Genomic DNA, 13,989 nt, shown 5'->3' with positions numbered 1-13,989 from the left:
CACAAATTCAACAGGTTTCTTGTGGGGAGTAGGGGTTGGGCGGGACGCCCGCCCATCAAAAGCTGATTAACAATCCAAGATGTGAGTTAGGCTAAGGCTGCTACGGAAACTTTACCGGCAATGCGACCCGCGATCGCCCGCAACTCCCTAGCTGAAGCAGAACCCGGTTGTCCCACGACGATCGGCACCCCCGAATCGCCACCTTCCCGCAACGGAATTTCCAGCGGAATGCGGCCTAACAGCGGCACTCCCAACTCAGCAGCAGTCTTTTCCCCGCCACCCGAACCGAAAATATCGTATTGCTTATCGGGCATATCGGGTGGCACAAAATAGCTCATGTTTTCCACAATTCCCAACACCGACACTCCCAACTGCTGGAACATCTTTAACCCCTTGCGGGAGTCCAACAAAGCGACAGTCTGCGGCGTCGTCACGATCACGACACCGGCCATCGGCACAGCCTGCGCCATTGTCAACTGCGCGTCTCCAGTACCCGGAGGCATATCGACAATCAGATAGTCTAAATCGCCCCAATTCACCTGATAGAGGAATTGCCGAATGATCCCGTTCAACATCGGGCCGCGCCAAATCACGGGTTGGTCTTTGTCAATTAAAAACGCCATCGACACTAATTTGACGCCGTAGTTGAAGGCGGGTTCGAGGCTTTCCCCGCTTTTTCCGTCCCTAACCATCACTTTTGCGTCCCCCAAACCCAACATATTGGGGTCGTTGGGCCCATAGATATCCGCATCCAGCAAACCCACCTTAGCGCCGGTTTGGGCTAGCGCTACTGCCACATTTACCGCCACCGTGCTTTTGCCGACGCCGCCTTTGCCGCTGGAAATTGCGATAATATTTTTAACGCCTTCAATTCCTTGGCGATCGACCACTCCCTTCTGCTGCGGCGTCTCGGCTGTCACCTCCACTGCCACTTTTTCGACTCCTGGCAACTGTTTGACCGCTTTTTGGCAATCTTCGACAATAAATTCTCGCAGCGGGCAAGCAGGCGTTGTCAGCACTAAAGTAAAACTGACGACACCGCCGTCAATTTTTATGTTACGAATCATGTTCAATTCCACCAAACTCTTTTGCAGTTCGGGGTCTTGCACGGGTCGCAGGATTTCTAAGACTGAACTAACATCGAGTGTATTGGGCATTGTGTTCTCCACCATAGCTCTGCAATTGGGTTTGCGAATTTTCGATCGCAGGTTTAAGTATATTTTTATTGCTATTTTTTAATGTAACTTCATAGCGATCGTTTGCAGACCTGCGGTGGCATAATTACATGACGACAGGATTTGGGACTCACGGTCAATCTCAAACTCAAATGCGATCGGCAAGAATTTCTACGACCGAAAGCAATTTGGTCACAATAGGCGAATTGAGCCGTGGTCGCAATTCTTCAATTCTTCAATCTAAAATCTTAAATCTTAAATCGGATGACAGTTTCTACCACACTTAAAACCGCCACTTCCCCGTTTTTGCCGCCCGCTGACTCTAGAGCTAGAGTCAGCCAATTTATGAAAACCCTACAAGACGAAATTTGTCAATCCCTCGAACAGCTCGATGGCGTTGGCAAATTTAAGGAGGACTCTTGGGAACGCTCCGAAGGCGGCGGCGGACGTTCTCGCGTCATGCGCGAAGGCAATATTTTTGAACAAGGGGGAGTCAATTTTTCCCAAGTTTGGGGCGAAAGTTTGCCGGCTTTGATTCTGGCAAAGCACCCCGAAGCTGCAGGTCACGATTTTTATGCAACAGGCACTTCGATGGTGCTGCACCCCCGCAATCCCTACTTGCCTACGGTTCACCTGAATTACCGCTATTTTGAGGCCGGGCCGATTTGGTGGTTTGGCGGCGGTGTGGATTTGACTCCTTATTACCCCTTGGCTGAGGATGCAGCTCATTTTCACAAAACTCTGAAAGCAACTTGCGATCGCCACCATCCCGGATATTATCCGACATTTAAACTTTGGTGCGACGAATATTTCTATCTCCCCCACCGCCAAGAAACCCGCGGCGTCGGCGGCCTGTTTTTTGACTACCAAAGCGCTCAAGGCGCGCTTTACCGCGACCATCATGTCAAAGGCAAAGCCGCTGAGTGCAGCAACAACATCGGCGTCCCGGAACCTAGGACTTGGGAGTCGCTGTTCGCCTTCGTACAGGACTGCGGTCGGGCATTTTTGCCGGCTTACACCCCCATAATTGAAAAGCACCGATCGAAAGAATACGGCGATCGCGAGCGTAATTTCCAACTTTACCGCCGCGGCCGTTACGTTGAATTTAACTTGGTGTACGATCGAGGCACGACCTTTGGTTTGCAAACCAACGGACGCACCGAATCGATTCTCATGTCCCTGCCACCTTTGGTACGCTGGGAATACTGCTACGAGCCAGAACCCAACTCTCCAGAAGCCGAACTCTACTCCAAGTTCTTAAAACCGCAAGATTGGGCGAATTGGATGCCTCAGCAGTCACCGACCTGAGTTAAACTACTGGGACAGTAACCACCGCGATAGATAATAAATTTGAGGGAAGGGTCAGTGATTCATATTGATCAAAAAACCCACACGCTTCAAGACGGTACAACAGTTATCGTCTTAGCACCGACAGGACGGTTGGACATCACTACAGCTTGGCAATTCCGCCTCAAGTTGCAAGAGTGTATTTCCAAACTTAGCCGCCATGTTGTAGTGAATCTTGGTCAGGTTAACTTTATCGATAGCTCTGGCCTGACCTCACTTGTAGCAGGTATGCGGGATGCGGATAAAGTTAAGGGAAGTTTCCGCATTTGCAATGTTCATCCAGAAGCCAAACTGGTGTTTGAAGTCACCATGATGGATTCTGTGTTTGAAATCTTTGAAACGGAAGAAGAAGCTCTAGAGGGGGTGCCGCGCGCAAGTTAACTACTCCCGCTGGCATCGGTTGCGGTGTAAGCGCAATTTAAGCTTGAGGCTCACAAAAAGCGCCGGAACCCTGCACAAGAACAGGAAGCAGGTAAATTATTGCCAGCTTCCTTATGCTTTCTTCCTTTCTTGAGAGGTTGAGAGGTTCACCAAAACACTAAAGTAGAAGAATAGGTCAAGGTAAAGTCTTGCCTTCTATCCTAGATAGCTATATTTTTCTTCCTAGTTTCTTGTTGCTTCTTGCTTCAAACCAATATCTCAGCAGCAAAATCCTGACGCTTGACAAATCTAAAAGGGCCCATTAAAGCTCCCCAGATAGCCTTGCCTGTGGTGGGGCTTATTCCTTTGTCGTAGCTGAGAAATTCCTCGCCTGCGGCTTCAAATCCCAAGTCTACTTGGTAATTTTGCCCCCCGTAGGCAAAGCCGCAGCGAGTGCCCTCCGGCAAAGATGCCCGAAATCGATAGCCGTTTGAGGCTAGATTTTCCACCGCAACCGAGAGGGTGCAGCCGGGGAGGAGTTGGATTTGCTCCTTCGTTAGCTTTCCAAGCAAGTCGGGGTTGCGACCGGCTCCTTTGACGGCTGCGATATCGTTGAACATATAATACTGAGCTTCGATAAGTCCCGGCGCTATCTGTGAGTGCCTCAGTTGCACGATGCGAGGGCGGTATGGCTTGTCTAATTCCAGAATGTTGGCTTGTTCGGCAAACAGGGCAATGCTGGGTTCGGAAAATAAAGGAACGGGTAGTGGTCTTTGCCACATACGAAGGTGGACGTACCACGCCGGCTCTGCTAGCGCTTGTTCTCGGTTGTCAAATTCGCCCGCCATGTACTGGGCTAAAGCTATTAATTCAGGAGAAATTGTCATGTTTGTTTTTTGAGGATTAGGGATTGACAAGAAAAAGTTATTGTGATATGTAAAACCATATCAAGGCTGGGCAAGTCAGAAGATGAGATTTATGAGCGATCCCAGAAGAGCTATGATTGTAAAGATACTGGGTTTTTTCCCTCATATTGCGACATATTAATTGTTGCTGCCGATCGCGCGTAAAATATTTTTGATAAAATTTTGTCTCGCAATCCGGCGGCAACGCTTAAAAAACTGGCAAATTTTGTCAGCCCGATCGCCGAATTGACCCAGCCCAACAACGGATACCGTGCCACTTACTTAAGTCGTGGAAAGATAAAAATTTTAGACCAAAGTTCAAGCTCCCAGATTTATCTGTGGGGTAAATCTAAAATCTAAAATCTAAAATCTCAAATCGACTGACTCCCCCGACTTTACTCACGCCGCGCTGGCACGCCCGCTACGGCAAAATTATTTATCTATAAGACTCAGGTGAACAATAACCGTACTGTTTCAGATACTAAGCGAAGTTTCTATACGATTCACACTCGACCGATCAACTCAATTTACCGTCGAGTGGTGGAAGAGTTGATGGTAGAAATGCACTTGCTTTCGGCGAATGCCGATTTTCAATACGACCCGATTTATGCTTTGGGTGTAGTGACAGCTTTCGATCGATTCATGCTTGGGTACGCCCCAGAAGCAGACAGACTTTCGATTTTTAACGCTTTATGCAAGTCCCTAGAAGACGATCCAGAGCGCTACAAGCAAGACGCTCAGCGATTGGAAAGCTTGGCGGATAGACTTTCGGGCAAAGAGTTGCTCTCGTGGCTCGATCGCTCGACCAGCTTTGAAGATACAGCGGATTTGCAAGCGTCTTTAGGGGCGATCGCCAGCAACCCTCAATTTAAGTACAGCCGCTTGTTCGCGATCGGTTTGTTCTCGCTATTAGAAAAAGCTGACCCTAACTTGGTAAAAGACCAAGAAACGCGAAACGACGCGATCGCCAAAGTCAGTGCGGCCTTGCACCTGCCAGAAGACAAAGTTAGCAAAGATTTAGATTTGTACCGCAGCAATTTGGAAAAAATGGCCCAAGCACGAATAGTGCTTCAAGATGTCATCCAAGCGGAACGGAAAAAACGCGAAAAACGAGAGACAAAAGTTACCGCTGGTCCTTCGGCTGACTCTTCTGACAGCAGCAATTAATCGTTTAAAAGAAGTTCGGCAGCGGATTCGCTTTCTTCGGATGTAACTGATATCTTGCACCATTCTCAATTAGCCGTAGGGGCGGGTTCGCCAACAGCCTGAAAGCTTGCAAATAGGTTCTATAAACCCGCCCGACCCACGAAAAATCCTCTTATTGATATTGCTGCAAGATGTCAGATGTAACCGATGTCACGAACAAAGAAGAAGGAGTTTTTTATTTTTTACATAAAATAGAAAACTCTTAAATTTTAATTTTTTGTTTTTGAATTCTGGTTTCTGCCATCTGATGAATCTTGCTGGCTCAGAAACTAAAAATCCCGCTTTCTGAATGGAGCGGGATCGACTTAATCAAAATAGAGCTGTTGGATTGGTACTAAGGCTGGGGTTCAAAATTAGTGGCGTTAGCTTGCAGCCAAGTGCTTAGCTGTGAAAGAACTTCGTTTCCAGAAGACTTGCCCAAAGCTGTGGGGTTTGGGGTGTCGGGCCTGTCCAAGTTGCGGGCGATCGCTGCGTTGACTTCTTTGGAAATCAAATCGTGAAGTTGCTCTTTAGCCCTAGCCCTTTGAAAGTGAGCTCCCTCTTCAGTCGTAGCGTACAGAGGTGGCAGCCTATTTAAAGCATAAGCTGCAATATCTCCCACATCCAGACTCAGGTCGCTCGTCGCCTCAATTTCGGCCACCCTAGCGATCGCATCGCTGAGCACCAACTCTTCCATCACGTTGATGAACTGTTTGCGTGGCAGAACCACAACTTCGCCAGTCAACAAAGATCCCATCAGACGATCGAGAGCCATGTACTCTTCGATCGACAATTCCGAAGCCGTATTGCAGATCCGTCCCACCTCAGCTTCCATAGACGGCGTTAAATAGCCATCTTGCAAAGCCTGTTCAACAATTTTTTCAATACTCATATATGCGTCCCCGCTCAACGGCATCATCAATAAAGTTTTGTGAAGACGCGATTGTTAGCGTCTTGAGATTCGAGTTTTGAGAGTTGAGTTGAGAATTTTTATACAAATCCTAACTCAATACTGATAACCCATAAAGTTATCTGCACACCCCAGCCACAAACTTACCCCATAATTGACGGCTTTATTCATCAAAACCTGTAAAAACTCCTACTCAACTCCCTGAAGCCGCCAAGGTACAGGATCGACGGCCTGCCCATGCACGTAAAGTCCCCAATGCAGGTGAGGGCCTGTGGAAGCCCCCGTTGAGCCCACAGTACCAATTACTTGACCTGGTTTCACGACATCGCCTTCCTTGACATCAATCCGGGCCAGGTGCATCAAAATACTGGCTACCCCCTGGCCGTGGTCAATACCAACGACATTCCCGTGGATTTTGAACCCTTGGGATTCGCGTCCCACTAGAGACACGCGACCTGCGGCTGGTGCCACTACAGGGGAACCGTAAGCACCCGCGTAATCAACGCCGCGGTGGTAGTAGTCTTGAGCAAATACCCCATTATAATAACGTCGCACCCCGTAAATAGTGGTAATTTCGCCGGAGTTGGGGCGCAACAATTTGCCGTCCCAAAATTTTTCGGGTGTCACGAGTGCTTTAAATGCGTCTACGCGATCGAACTCCGCGTCTGTACCTTCGCTGTCTTTCCCAGGCGGTAGCCAGATGGATTGAGTAGGAAAATTTCGATCGCGCACTTGGAGACTCAAGTTCTGCACTTGTCCGTCACCTGCGACTTGGATTTGGCGAGCACCGGGTTTCTCTAGGGGCGTCGTCGGTAGCAGGGCCCGAAAGCGGCCGTTGCCGATCGGAAAAGCGGGGTAGTTTTTTTGCTGTAGAGAAACTGTTGGAGTTTCCCCGCCGTTACCGTCAACCTGAATCATTACTGACAGCGTATCTCCCAGTTGGGGATTTGTCGGCGTCACAACTACCTGCAAAGCTTGTACCGGCAGGGCAAAACTCAGAAAGCCAGCAACAATTCCCCCGATCGAACCAGCGGTTAGCTTGTTTGCTTTCAACTGCCCCCACCGCAAAATCCGACCCGTAATTATTTCCGTACTTAGCCCGCAGTTGTCTCGATTCACAGTCATTACCATCACTAGCAGTCCTTAACCTTTCTCTCGCTGATATATTTTTAACTATCTAGACTAACTCTAGCAATCCGCAATAAAAATTTCTGTAGTGCGGGGAGGAAAGCCCGCTTCAGCCAGACGCTCACACTACCGTTTCCACTACAAATTTAGGAGAACCCAAGTTTCAACAGAAACACTCTTCATGTCTAAGCGGATGGGATTATATTTTATCAGTCCTAGCTACTGTTACATAACTTTTAACAATTGCTATTAGTTATATTTCACGGCGCTACAACAAAATTATTTTTAATTCCTCTGCTGTTAAATCACTTCTTTCTTGGCAGTTTATTTTCGGATAACCTTGCTAAAACTCTCTAGTTATTGTAGCCTACTTTTGAGTAAATAGTATTAATTCCCAATTTTTCAATCTCACATCTAAAATGGTAGGAGATAAAAATTGAGAATTGCTATAATTTGATTACCTAAATTTACAGAGATTCAAAGGTAGCGGTGAAACCATCTAAGGTCAAGCATTCTTCCATAAATTCCTCTACATCGTTGACATTCTCAAGCTGATATTCCATGATGCGTTGACCATCACCTTTCATCTTTTTGGAAGAGGAAGGCGTGGCAGGATATTTGGCAGCGATCGCTTTGAAAGCTTTGGAATGGGTATCCCAGCTTTCAGCAGAACATTTTATGATTAAAAGCCACATGATTAAATTCCTCCTTGGGTTTGGTTTACTAATAGTCTAACACGAGTAAAACTTAGAGCGATAGTGCCGAAAAATCAAGGGATTCTGTTGTTTTGAAAAAAGCTAAAAGCCGAGCGACTATGTGAGCAACACCACCCTTAACATTAGACTCAACATTCAAAGGCATCACCGGATCGTGGAGTGATAAGCGTAACAGAAACCAGCCAGATTCGCTAGGTGACGTGCAGGAAATTCGCAAACCTTCGTAGTTATTGGGAACTATTTTCCAGTCTGCTTGGGTTGAGACAAATTGTTGCAGTTGTTCAATAACGCGAGATCCGTGAGCCTTGAAATCCTCCACACCAATTTTAATCCGAAATTCGGCACTTTCTTCTGGTTCTTTTAAATTCGCAATTAAATCTGGCAAAGATTGGTTTGCTAGCTTTGACTTAGCCAATTCAATCAATAATTTGCTGACCAAATAAGCGCCATCATCCAGAAAGTAATTTTCTTTCAAAGCTCCATGTCCAGAGGTTTCAATCGCCAGCCATGATTCCTGTCCGGCTTCATTGAGGCGAATCGACTCGTCAATCACATTTTTGTAGCCGCGTTTAAAGCGATGGTGAATTCCTTTTAAATCTTGTTCGATGAATTGTGTCAAGCCATCGGAGGTGATAGAATCGGTGACAATGGTAGAGCCTGGGTGTTCTTGTAATATAATGGCAGAAATCAAGGCAATTAAGCGATTGCGATTGAGTTCCTTGCCAACTTGATCGACGGCCGCACTGCGATCGACATCGGTATCAAAAATAATCCCAAAATCAGCTTGATTTTCAATTACCGCTTGACAAATTGACTGCATTGCCTGTTTATCTTCGGGATTTGGCACATGATTGGGGAAAGTACCATCGGGTTCTAAAAACTGACTGCCCGTAGTGTCTGCACCTAAAGGTTTTAAGACTTTATCAACATAAAAACCACCAGCACCGTTGCCCGCATCCACAACAATTTTTAGTCCTGTCAGCGGCTGCTCAAAGTTATCGGGATGATTGACTGCTTCCCGGATTTTTGTAACAAATTGGTTAGCATAAACAGAGATGAAATCATGCTTTGTAATGTTACCGGGCGATGCGGCTGGCTGGAATTTATTGCTTTGCGCTATTCCTAAGATATCTGTAATATCCTGTTTTTGTAACCCACCTTTGGCGGTGAAAAACTTTAAGCCGTTGCGATTAAAGGGCAAATGGCTAGCAGTGAGCATAATTGCGCCGTCGCAATCAAAACCAGGGGTAATGGTACTCATAAACATGGCGGGGGTTGAGGCCATGTCAAAGTCGTACACTGTTGCCCCAACTGAGGTGATTCCCTCCATGACAGCTTGCATTAAGGTTGGCCCTGATAGGCGACTGTCACGCCCGATCGCGATCGTTAATTCTGCCGCTGGTTTCTTGACTTTTTGCACCAGCCAACTGACAAATGATTTACCTAAGATTGTCGCAATTTCGGGGGTGAGGTTGACTTTTTCATTGGGAACGCCTTCGAGGGCGATACCGCGAATGTCTGAGCCATTTTGAAGTTTTGTCCAGTTGAAGTTTTGCATAATAATTGATGGTAAGTAAAAAGATCGGAGTCGGCGGTAGAAACTGATCGTACAAACTTTCGTTTGCTGCTAGACGGTTCGAGTCAGTTTCGCCGATCGTCTTTCGCGGACTAATAAATAAACAGGGGAGAAATTTGGGATTTGGTATTATATCATGTCCGGTGTGCGATTCGTTTAACCTAAATGGGTAGGTTCTCCTATCCAGGGACGGTTAGCCTAACTCCTAGAAGTTAGTGATAACTGATTACACTTATGGGTGAGGCATTAAGTCAAGTCCCAGTCCGCAGGTGCAGCGGTAAAAGCATATCCCCTATTTTGTTGGGTAGCAACTAACAGGATAAAGCGGGGATAAAAGGCAGAAAGACTCTTAGCCGAATGGGGTAGCTGTCGAGCAAGAACATATGCGTAGCGAAAGCAAAAATGTGTCTGAACCACCGTTATGATAGATGGTCAAACGGCTGACTGACGCCCGCCAAAAGGCAAGGATAGGGCATAAGCAATTATCGGATTGACTTATCAGCACTGCCCAAAAAACCCGGTGGATAGCATTACGCTGTCATGTTCAACCAATGTGTAATCGGAACGAAGTAAAGCATTCATAGCCCTTAATAACATAAGTAGGTTGCTAGCCGTAAGCTGTGAATGTGAGGGATGGTTGCAGAAGCCAATGCTCTGCTGTAATAGCAGAGATATGCTGACAGCGCCGGGTGGTGTAAAAGATAGAGACTAAGTAACCCTTTAAAAGCCTAATGCCACGGAAAAATCTGATGGTGGGATGTAGGGGTAAAAGGAAAACTCTCAAGCGGTAGAAATCATCTCTTGATGCGCTCGTACTGTATCCATAACCAGGATTACATCACCCAGGAGCCGTGTGCGGTGAAAGTCGCAAGCACGGTTTTGTAGGAGAGATGGTGGGGGACACCCTACCATCGACTCTCTAACCGATTACCCCTAATACGGTAGGGGTTCCCCTCACGAAAAATATCTGCCAATAATTGACAATCTCAAAAACCCGCCCTTTTAATCGCTCGATCGGACATGGTATTATTAGTCATTACGGTGACAGAGTTTTTCAATTCAATCAGCTAATCGGCATTTAAGTTGTATTTAAAGAAACAATCCCAGTCTTGTGGGTGGGATTTGAGCAACGCCCAAAATATCCAATTGAAATGTTGACCCGCTTACTGAGAATTTTGACCCCATCACCGCTAAGCTTAAGCTCTAATTTCTTAGTCGCGTTCAACGCTGTAAATTGCCTGCAAGCGGAACTCACCATGAGCGGGAACTTCCACAATATCTGTAGCTGCATTGGTCGTTTCTACGCAGAGTAAGCGCTGATAATCTGCATCATCAAGGTCGGCCATATTTGCAGAAATTGTCACCCAGGGATTCCACACTACGACGGATTTACTACCAGAGGATTTAATGCGAATACGGCGATTGAGGGCGCTATCGTCAATGACTAATTCATTGGTGACATCGAGATAAATGCGATCGACTTCACCTGTTACTACCACTGCACCCACTTGAGTCTTTTCCACCCCACCATCCGCTTTATCAAGATATTGGCTATTTTCTAAACCTAAAACCTGCACGCGGTTGATATCCCCGACTTGGAAATAGGTGTGGAAAGCTTGGGTGAGGGGAAATGCTTTGTCGCCTAGATTGCGGGTGATTAATTCTACAGTGAGGCTGGTGCCGATCGTAATCTCGATCGCCAGTTCAAAAGCTTGGGGCCAAATTCCTCTAGTTTCATCGCTATCCTTGAGTCCGAGAGTGACTTTAGTTGCACCATCGGGGGTTGTGGCGGTTTCTAGCACATTCCAGAGGCGATTCCGCACAAACCCATGACTTGGACGCCCCAAGGCTTCGGGATCTGGGCCAAACCAGGGCCAACAGATGGGTATACCGCCTTTGATGGCTTTCCCTTCTGCGTAGTAGGCTTTGTCGCTGACGAACATCAAGTCTGTGGTTTCGGTGGCTGGTTGAAAGGAGAGCACTTGACCGGAATACACAGAAATTAAGGCTTTGGCTTGACCGTTGTCGATGTGAATCATCGGGAAACCACCGTTTCCGGTGGCGAAGGTGAGGTTCCCGGCTATGCCGTAGTCTGCGTTTAATTGGTCAATACTCATCAGAAATATGGGTTTGAAACCCCGTCCTTTTAGGACGGCTTTACATTGGATGGGAGGGGGAGGAATTCTCCCCCGATGAATGCTTGTTACCGCCTTGGATATACTAACGACGTTCGACGTTTTGTATTCGCCTTTAACCCGGACAGTTACGGATCGAGTGCTTTCTACCTGTACGCATAACAAGTGGCGGTAAGCCCGTGTGTGTATATCCCTTCGCCACTGATATCCCTTGAGGTTACAGACTAGGGAGGCATCCAGTAACATCGTTCGGTGTACCACCACCAGATAATTCAGTTTGTCTCAAAGACGCAGGCTAGACACTGTTTTAGTCTCAAATTAAGAAGGTGGTGAGTCTTCCTCTTTCAAGCCCCATGCCTTTAGGCTGGGGTTAGTGACGCTGTTGGCTTGGTGAATTGCTTTACAATTATCCGATATTATGGTTACTAGATTGATTAGATTGTTGAGTTTGACCTGCGAGGGTGCGATCGACACAACGATGCAGTCAGAGAAACCGATAGCGAGTCCCCACACATCGCGAGGGGATGTGCATCGAACCCACCGGCACACCTTGCTGATTTCTCGGATGGCCAAGCTAATGCAGCACTTCATCAAAAGACGGCGCAGCCGCAAAACTCCGCATCTGGCTTGATTCGTTGTATAGCCCGGAAACCCTTGTGGTGTCGCCCACAGCCTCCCTCGCTAAAATTTGTCTTCGTAGAGTCTGGCGCCAGGGGATTAATGTAATGGGTAATAACTGTCATGGTACAAGCGCACTCAAACATTTGAGGTAATCTCATCTTTTCTGTGCGCTTAAGTTTTGTTATGCTGAGCCAGAATCGGGTTTTTTCAAATATATACGTTCCATATCCCGTGTATTTAAATATAACGAAATTTTATTTAAATGCAGTTTAACTGCCACATCCTTAAGGATTTGTTTAATGGCCTGACTTTTGCTCACAACGCCCAAATTATAAAATAGCCTGTCGAGTGTTAGCGATCGCCCCACATAATCTGTTTTAAGCACGGTAAATCCTGCCTTAGTTGCAAGTTTTTCTAGCGTGGTGGTCGTAAAAAAGTAAATATGTCCGTCGCAACTGAGACTTCTTTCTCTTTTACCCAATAATTTGAAAACCAATGTATCGTAGCGGGGGGTTTCCATCACGAATATCCCACCCGGCTTCAAGATCCGATAAACTTCTTTCAACGTACTGCAAGGATCGGATACGTGTTCGATCACGTGCATCATCAATACAGCGTCTGCCGATCGATCTTCTAGTTCAGCTTTTTCTAATATGGTTGGGATGATTTCGATTCCAAACTCCGATTCTGCATATCTGCACATACCCACATTAGGTTCAAGCCCAACTACATTCCACCCATCTTGCTTAAAGAAGTTTAACAAATACCCCAAGCCACTTCCCACTTCAATTAACTTACCTTTATTGGGATAATGTTTGTGAAGAAAAGCTCTGGTTTTTTCATAATCTTTTACCTGCAGTGCTTCTTTTTCCAGTCTCTGCGAATCTTGGTTAACTATCGCAGATAATACAAACTCTGGATCGTAGTTTTCTATTAATACACTATCTACTTCTGTGCTTCTCGGATTAGCATACATCAATCCACAGGCTTTACAATTGACAATTTGATTTACCTGGGCTACTCCCTGCTCAAATCTCACAGTATAGTCATTACTACCGCACAAATTGCATGCAACGTATGTCATAGCTTTGATTTCTTTTACTTTGTTCAACTGAGTTCGGCATTGATTCTAACATATTCACCTGTGGGCAGCCACAAGTGTTTATTTTTGTTACACAAGTTTACATGATTCTCGCTATTCCTGCTACACACTCTAAATTTATTATCCGCAAAAATTAGTTTATTAAACCAATATTTATTGTTAATTAGGAATGAGAATTAAATAACTTAGAATGCGTGATGCTTCTTGTGGGATGGGCGTCCCGCCCGCCATTTCTGGACGGGCGGGACGCCCATCCCACTGTCAAGAGTGTAAATTATTTAATTCGCGATCCTTAGTTCACACACAACAGCTTGAATATAGCGGAATTTATAGAATATCTTTTTTCACCCATGCCTTTTATAGTCTCCATAAAATATAAAATATAAAATAGTATAAACATAAACATAAATCTCAATTTAATTTATTGTATAATTGGGTGATTATCAATACTCCGGACAGTTTTTAAAGAGGGATGCGATGGCTTCGGCAAGCAACGCTTACGCAATAAATCACAGAAGCGAAAAAAGTGAGTGCAATCTGAACCCAAAATGAACAGAAAAAAAGGCGCTCTTTTAGGTTAAGCTATAAAAACACACAAGCTTAACAGATTGCCTTATGAAGATTATTGAATCCATCTTACAACAAATGCCAGGGATTAGTCAACCCCAAAAGAAGTTTTTAATCACTTTATTCTCAACTATTTTGCTTGTTTATGGCAAGGTCAACTTCACCAATCTCAGTCGTTATAGTTGTTTGAGCGAAAAAACCTACCGTCGTCACTTTCTCAAAAGCTTTAATTTTCCACAATTTAATCAATATTTCCTCGAAT

General features: G+C 45.8%; 13 protein-coding genes. 4 read left to right on the top strand and 9 right to left on the bottom strand.

Annotation, left to right across the window (positions count from 1 at the left end; translation table 11 throughout):
- Window positions 1–86: 86 nt before the first annotated feature.
- Window positions 87–1,157: an Mrp/NBP35 family ATP-binding protein gene (locus QT984_RS26390; RefSeq protein ID WP_333057242.1), complete on the bottom strand. Its 1,071-nt coding sequence runs from the start codon at window positions 1,155–1,157 to the stop codon at window positions 87–89.
- A gap of 282 nt (window positions 1,158–1,439) precedes the next feature.
- On the opposite strand from QT984_RS26390, the gene hemF reads away from it, so the two are divergent.
- Window positions 1,440–2,483, top strand: coding sequence for an oxygen-dependent coproporphyrinogen oxidase (gene hemF, locus QT984_RS26385; protein ID WP_333057243.1), 1,044 nt, complete (start codon window positions 1,440–1,442; stop codon window positions 2,481–2,483).
- A gap of 57 nt (window positions 2,484–2,540) precedes the next feature.
- Window positions 2,541–2,903 (top strand): STAS domain-containing protein, encoded by a 363-nt coding sequence (locus QT984_RS26380; RefSeq protein ID WP_006631392.1) that lies wholly within the window; start codon window positions 2,541–2,543, stop codon window positions 2,901–2,903.
- Window positions 2,904–3,148: 245 nt separating this feature from the next.
- Here the strand turns inward: QT984_RS26380 and QT984_RS26375 are convergent, their stop codons facing one another.
- Entirely contained in the window at window positions 3,149–3,769 is a 621-nt protein-coding gene (locus QT984_RS26375; RefSeq protein WP_333375259.1) for a chromophore lyase CpcT/CpeT, read from the bottom strand.
- Between the two features lie 110 nt (window positions 3,770–3,879).
- Window positions 3,880–4,065 carry a hypothetical protein gene (locus QT984_RS26370; RefSeq protein WP_333057245.1) on the bottom strand — a complete coding sequence of 62 codons (186 nt, stop codon included), beginning with the start codon at window positions 4,063–4,065 and terminating at the stop codon, window positions 3,880–3,882.
- A 175-nt stretch (window positions 4,066–4,240) separates the two neighbouring features.
- On the opposite strand from QT984_RS26370, the gene psb29 reads away from it, so the two are divergent.
- Window positions 4,241–4,954: a photosystem II biogenesis protein Psp29 gene (gene psb29, locus QT984_RS26365; RefSeq protein ID WP_333057246.1), complete on the top strand. Its 714-nt coding sequence runs from the start codon at window positions 4,241–4,243 to the stop codon at window positions 4,952–4,954.
- A 373-nt stretch (window positions 4,955–5,327) separates the two neighbouring features.
- Here the strand turns inward: psb29 and QT984_RS26360 are convergent, their stop codons facing one another.
- The 5 genes from QT984_RS26360 to QT984_RS26340 form a co-directional block, all read right to left on the bottom strand.
- Window positions 5,328–5,864 carry a late competence development ComFB family protein gene (locus QT984_RS26360; protein ID WP_006631395.1) on the bottom strand — a complete coding sequence of 179 codons (537 nt, stop codon included), beginning with the start codon at window positions 5,862–5,864 and terminating at the stop codon, window positions 5,328–5,330.
- A 207-nt stretch (window positions 5,865–6,071) separates the two neighbouring features.
- Window positions 6,072–7,013, bottom strand: a complete 942-nt coding sequence (locus QT984_RS26355; protein ID WP_333242601.1) for a M23 family metallopeptidase — start codon at window positions 7,011–7,013, stop codon at window positions 6,072–6,074.
- A gap of 464 nt (window positions 7,014–7,477) precedes the next feature.
- Entirely contained in the window at window positions 7,478–7,705 is a 228-nt protein-coding gene (locus QT984_RS26350) for a hypothetical protein (RefSeq protein ID WP_333057248.1), read from the bottom strand.
- A 52-nt stretch (window positions 7,706–7,757) separates the two neighbouring features.
- On the bottom strand, window positions 7,758–9,284 hold the full coding sequence (locus QT984_RS26345) for a phosphomannomutase/phosphoglucomutase (RefSeq protein WP_333057249.1): 1,527 nt from the start codon (window positions 9,282–9,284) through the stop codon (window positions 7,758–7,760).
- Window positions 9,285–10,513: 1,229 nt separating this feature from the next.
- The gene (locus tag QT984_RS26340) at window positions 10,514–11,419 is read right to left on the bottom strand and encodes a D-hexose-6-phosphate mutarotase (protein WP_333058639.1); all 906 of its coding nucleotides are present in this window, start codon (window positions 11,417–11,419) and stop codon (window positions 10,514–10,516) included.
- A 436-nt stretch (window positions 11,420–11,855) separates the two neighbouring features.
- On the opposite strand from QT984_RS26340, the gene QT984_RS26335 reads away from it, so the two are divergent.
- Window positions 11,856–12,068 carry a hypothetical protein gene (locus tag QT984_RS26335; protein ID WP_333273741.1) on the top strand — a complete coding sequence of 71 codons (213 nt, stop codon included), beginning with the start codon at window positions 11,856–11,858 and terminating at the stop codon, window positions 12,066–12,068.
- A gap of 171 nt (window positions 12,069–12,239) precedes the next feature.
- On the opposite strand, the gene QT984_RS26330 is transcribed toward QT984_RS26335, so the two are convergent.
- A complete protein-coding gene (locus QT984_RS26330) occupies window positions 12,240–13,169 on the bottom strand; it encodes a class I SAM-dependent methyltransferase (RefSeq protein WP_333058640.1) in 930 nt (309 codons plus the stop codon).
- Between the last annotated feature and the right edge of the window lie 820 nt (window positions 13,170–13,989).

The organism is Microcoleus sp. Z1_B2, assembly GCF_036700325.1.
Taxonomy (GTDB): domain Bacteria; phylum Cyanobacteriota; class Cyanobacteriia; order Cyanobacteriales; family Microcoleaceae; genus Microcoleus.
This window is presented reverse-complemented; position numbering and strand designations above follow the sequence as displayed.

What these genes read in the sequence shown, in the direction of transcription:
- QT984_RS26390 (WP_333057242.1), bottom strand. Translation starts at nt 1,157, where the DNA reads ATGCCCAATACACTCGATGTTAGTTCAGTCTTAGAAATCCTGCGACCC.
- hemF (WP_333057243.1), top strand. Translation starts at nt 1,440, where the DNA reads ATGACAGTTTCTACCACACTTAAAACCGCCACTTCCCCGTTTTTGCCG.
- QT984_RS26375 (WP_333375259.1), bottom strand. Translation starts at nt 3,769, where the DNA reads ATGACAATTTCTCCTGAATTAATAGCTTTAGCCCAGTACATGGCGGGC.
- QT984_RS26360 (WP_006631395.1), bottom strand. Translation starts at nt 5,864, where the DNA reads ATGAGTATTGAAAAAATTGTTGAACAGGCTTTGCAAGATGGCTATTTA.
- QT984_RS26355 (WP_333242601.1), bottom strand. Translation starts at nt 7,013, where the DNA reads ATGGTAATGACTGTGAATCGAGACAACTGCGGGCTAAGTACGGAAATA.
- QT984_RS26350 (WP_333057248.1), bottom strand. Translation starts at nt 7,705, where the DNA reads ATGTGGCTTTTAATCATAAAATGTTCTGCTGAAAGCTGGGATACCCAT.
- QT984_RS26345 (WP_333057249.1), bottom strand. Translation starts at nt 9,284, where the DNA reads ATGCAAAACTTCAACTGGACAAAACTTCAAAATGGCTCAGACATTCGC.
- QT984_RS26340 (WP_333058639.1), bottom strand. Translation starts at nt 11,419, where the DNA reads ATGAGTATTGACCAATTAAACGCAGACTACGGCATAGCCGGGAACCTC.
- QT984_RS26335 (WP_333273741.1), top strand. Translation starts at nt 11,856, where the DNA reads ATGGTTACTAGATTGATTAGATTGTTGAGTTTGACCTGCGAGGGTGCG.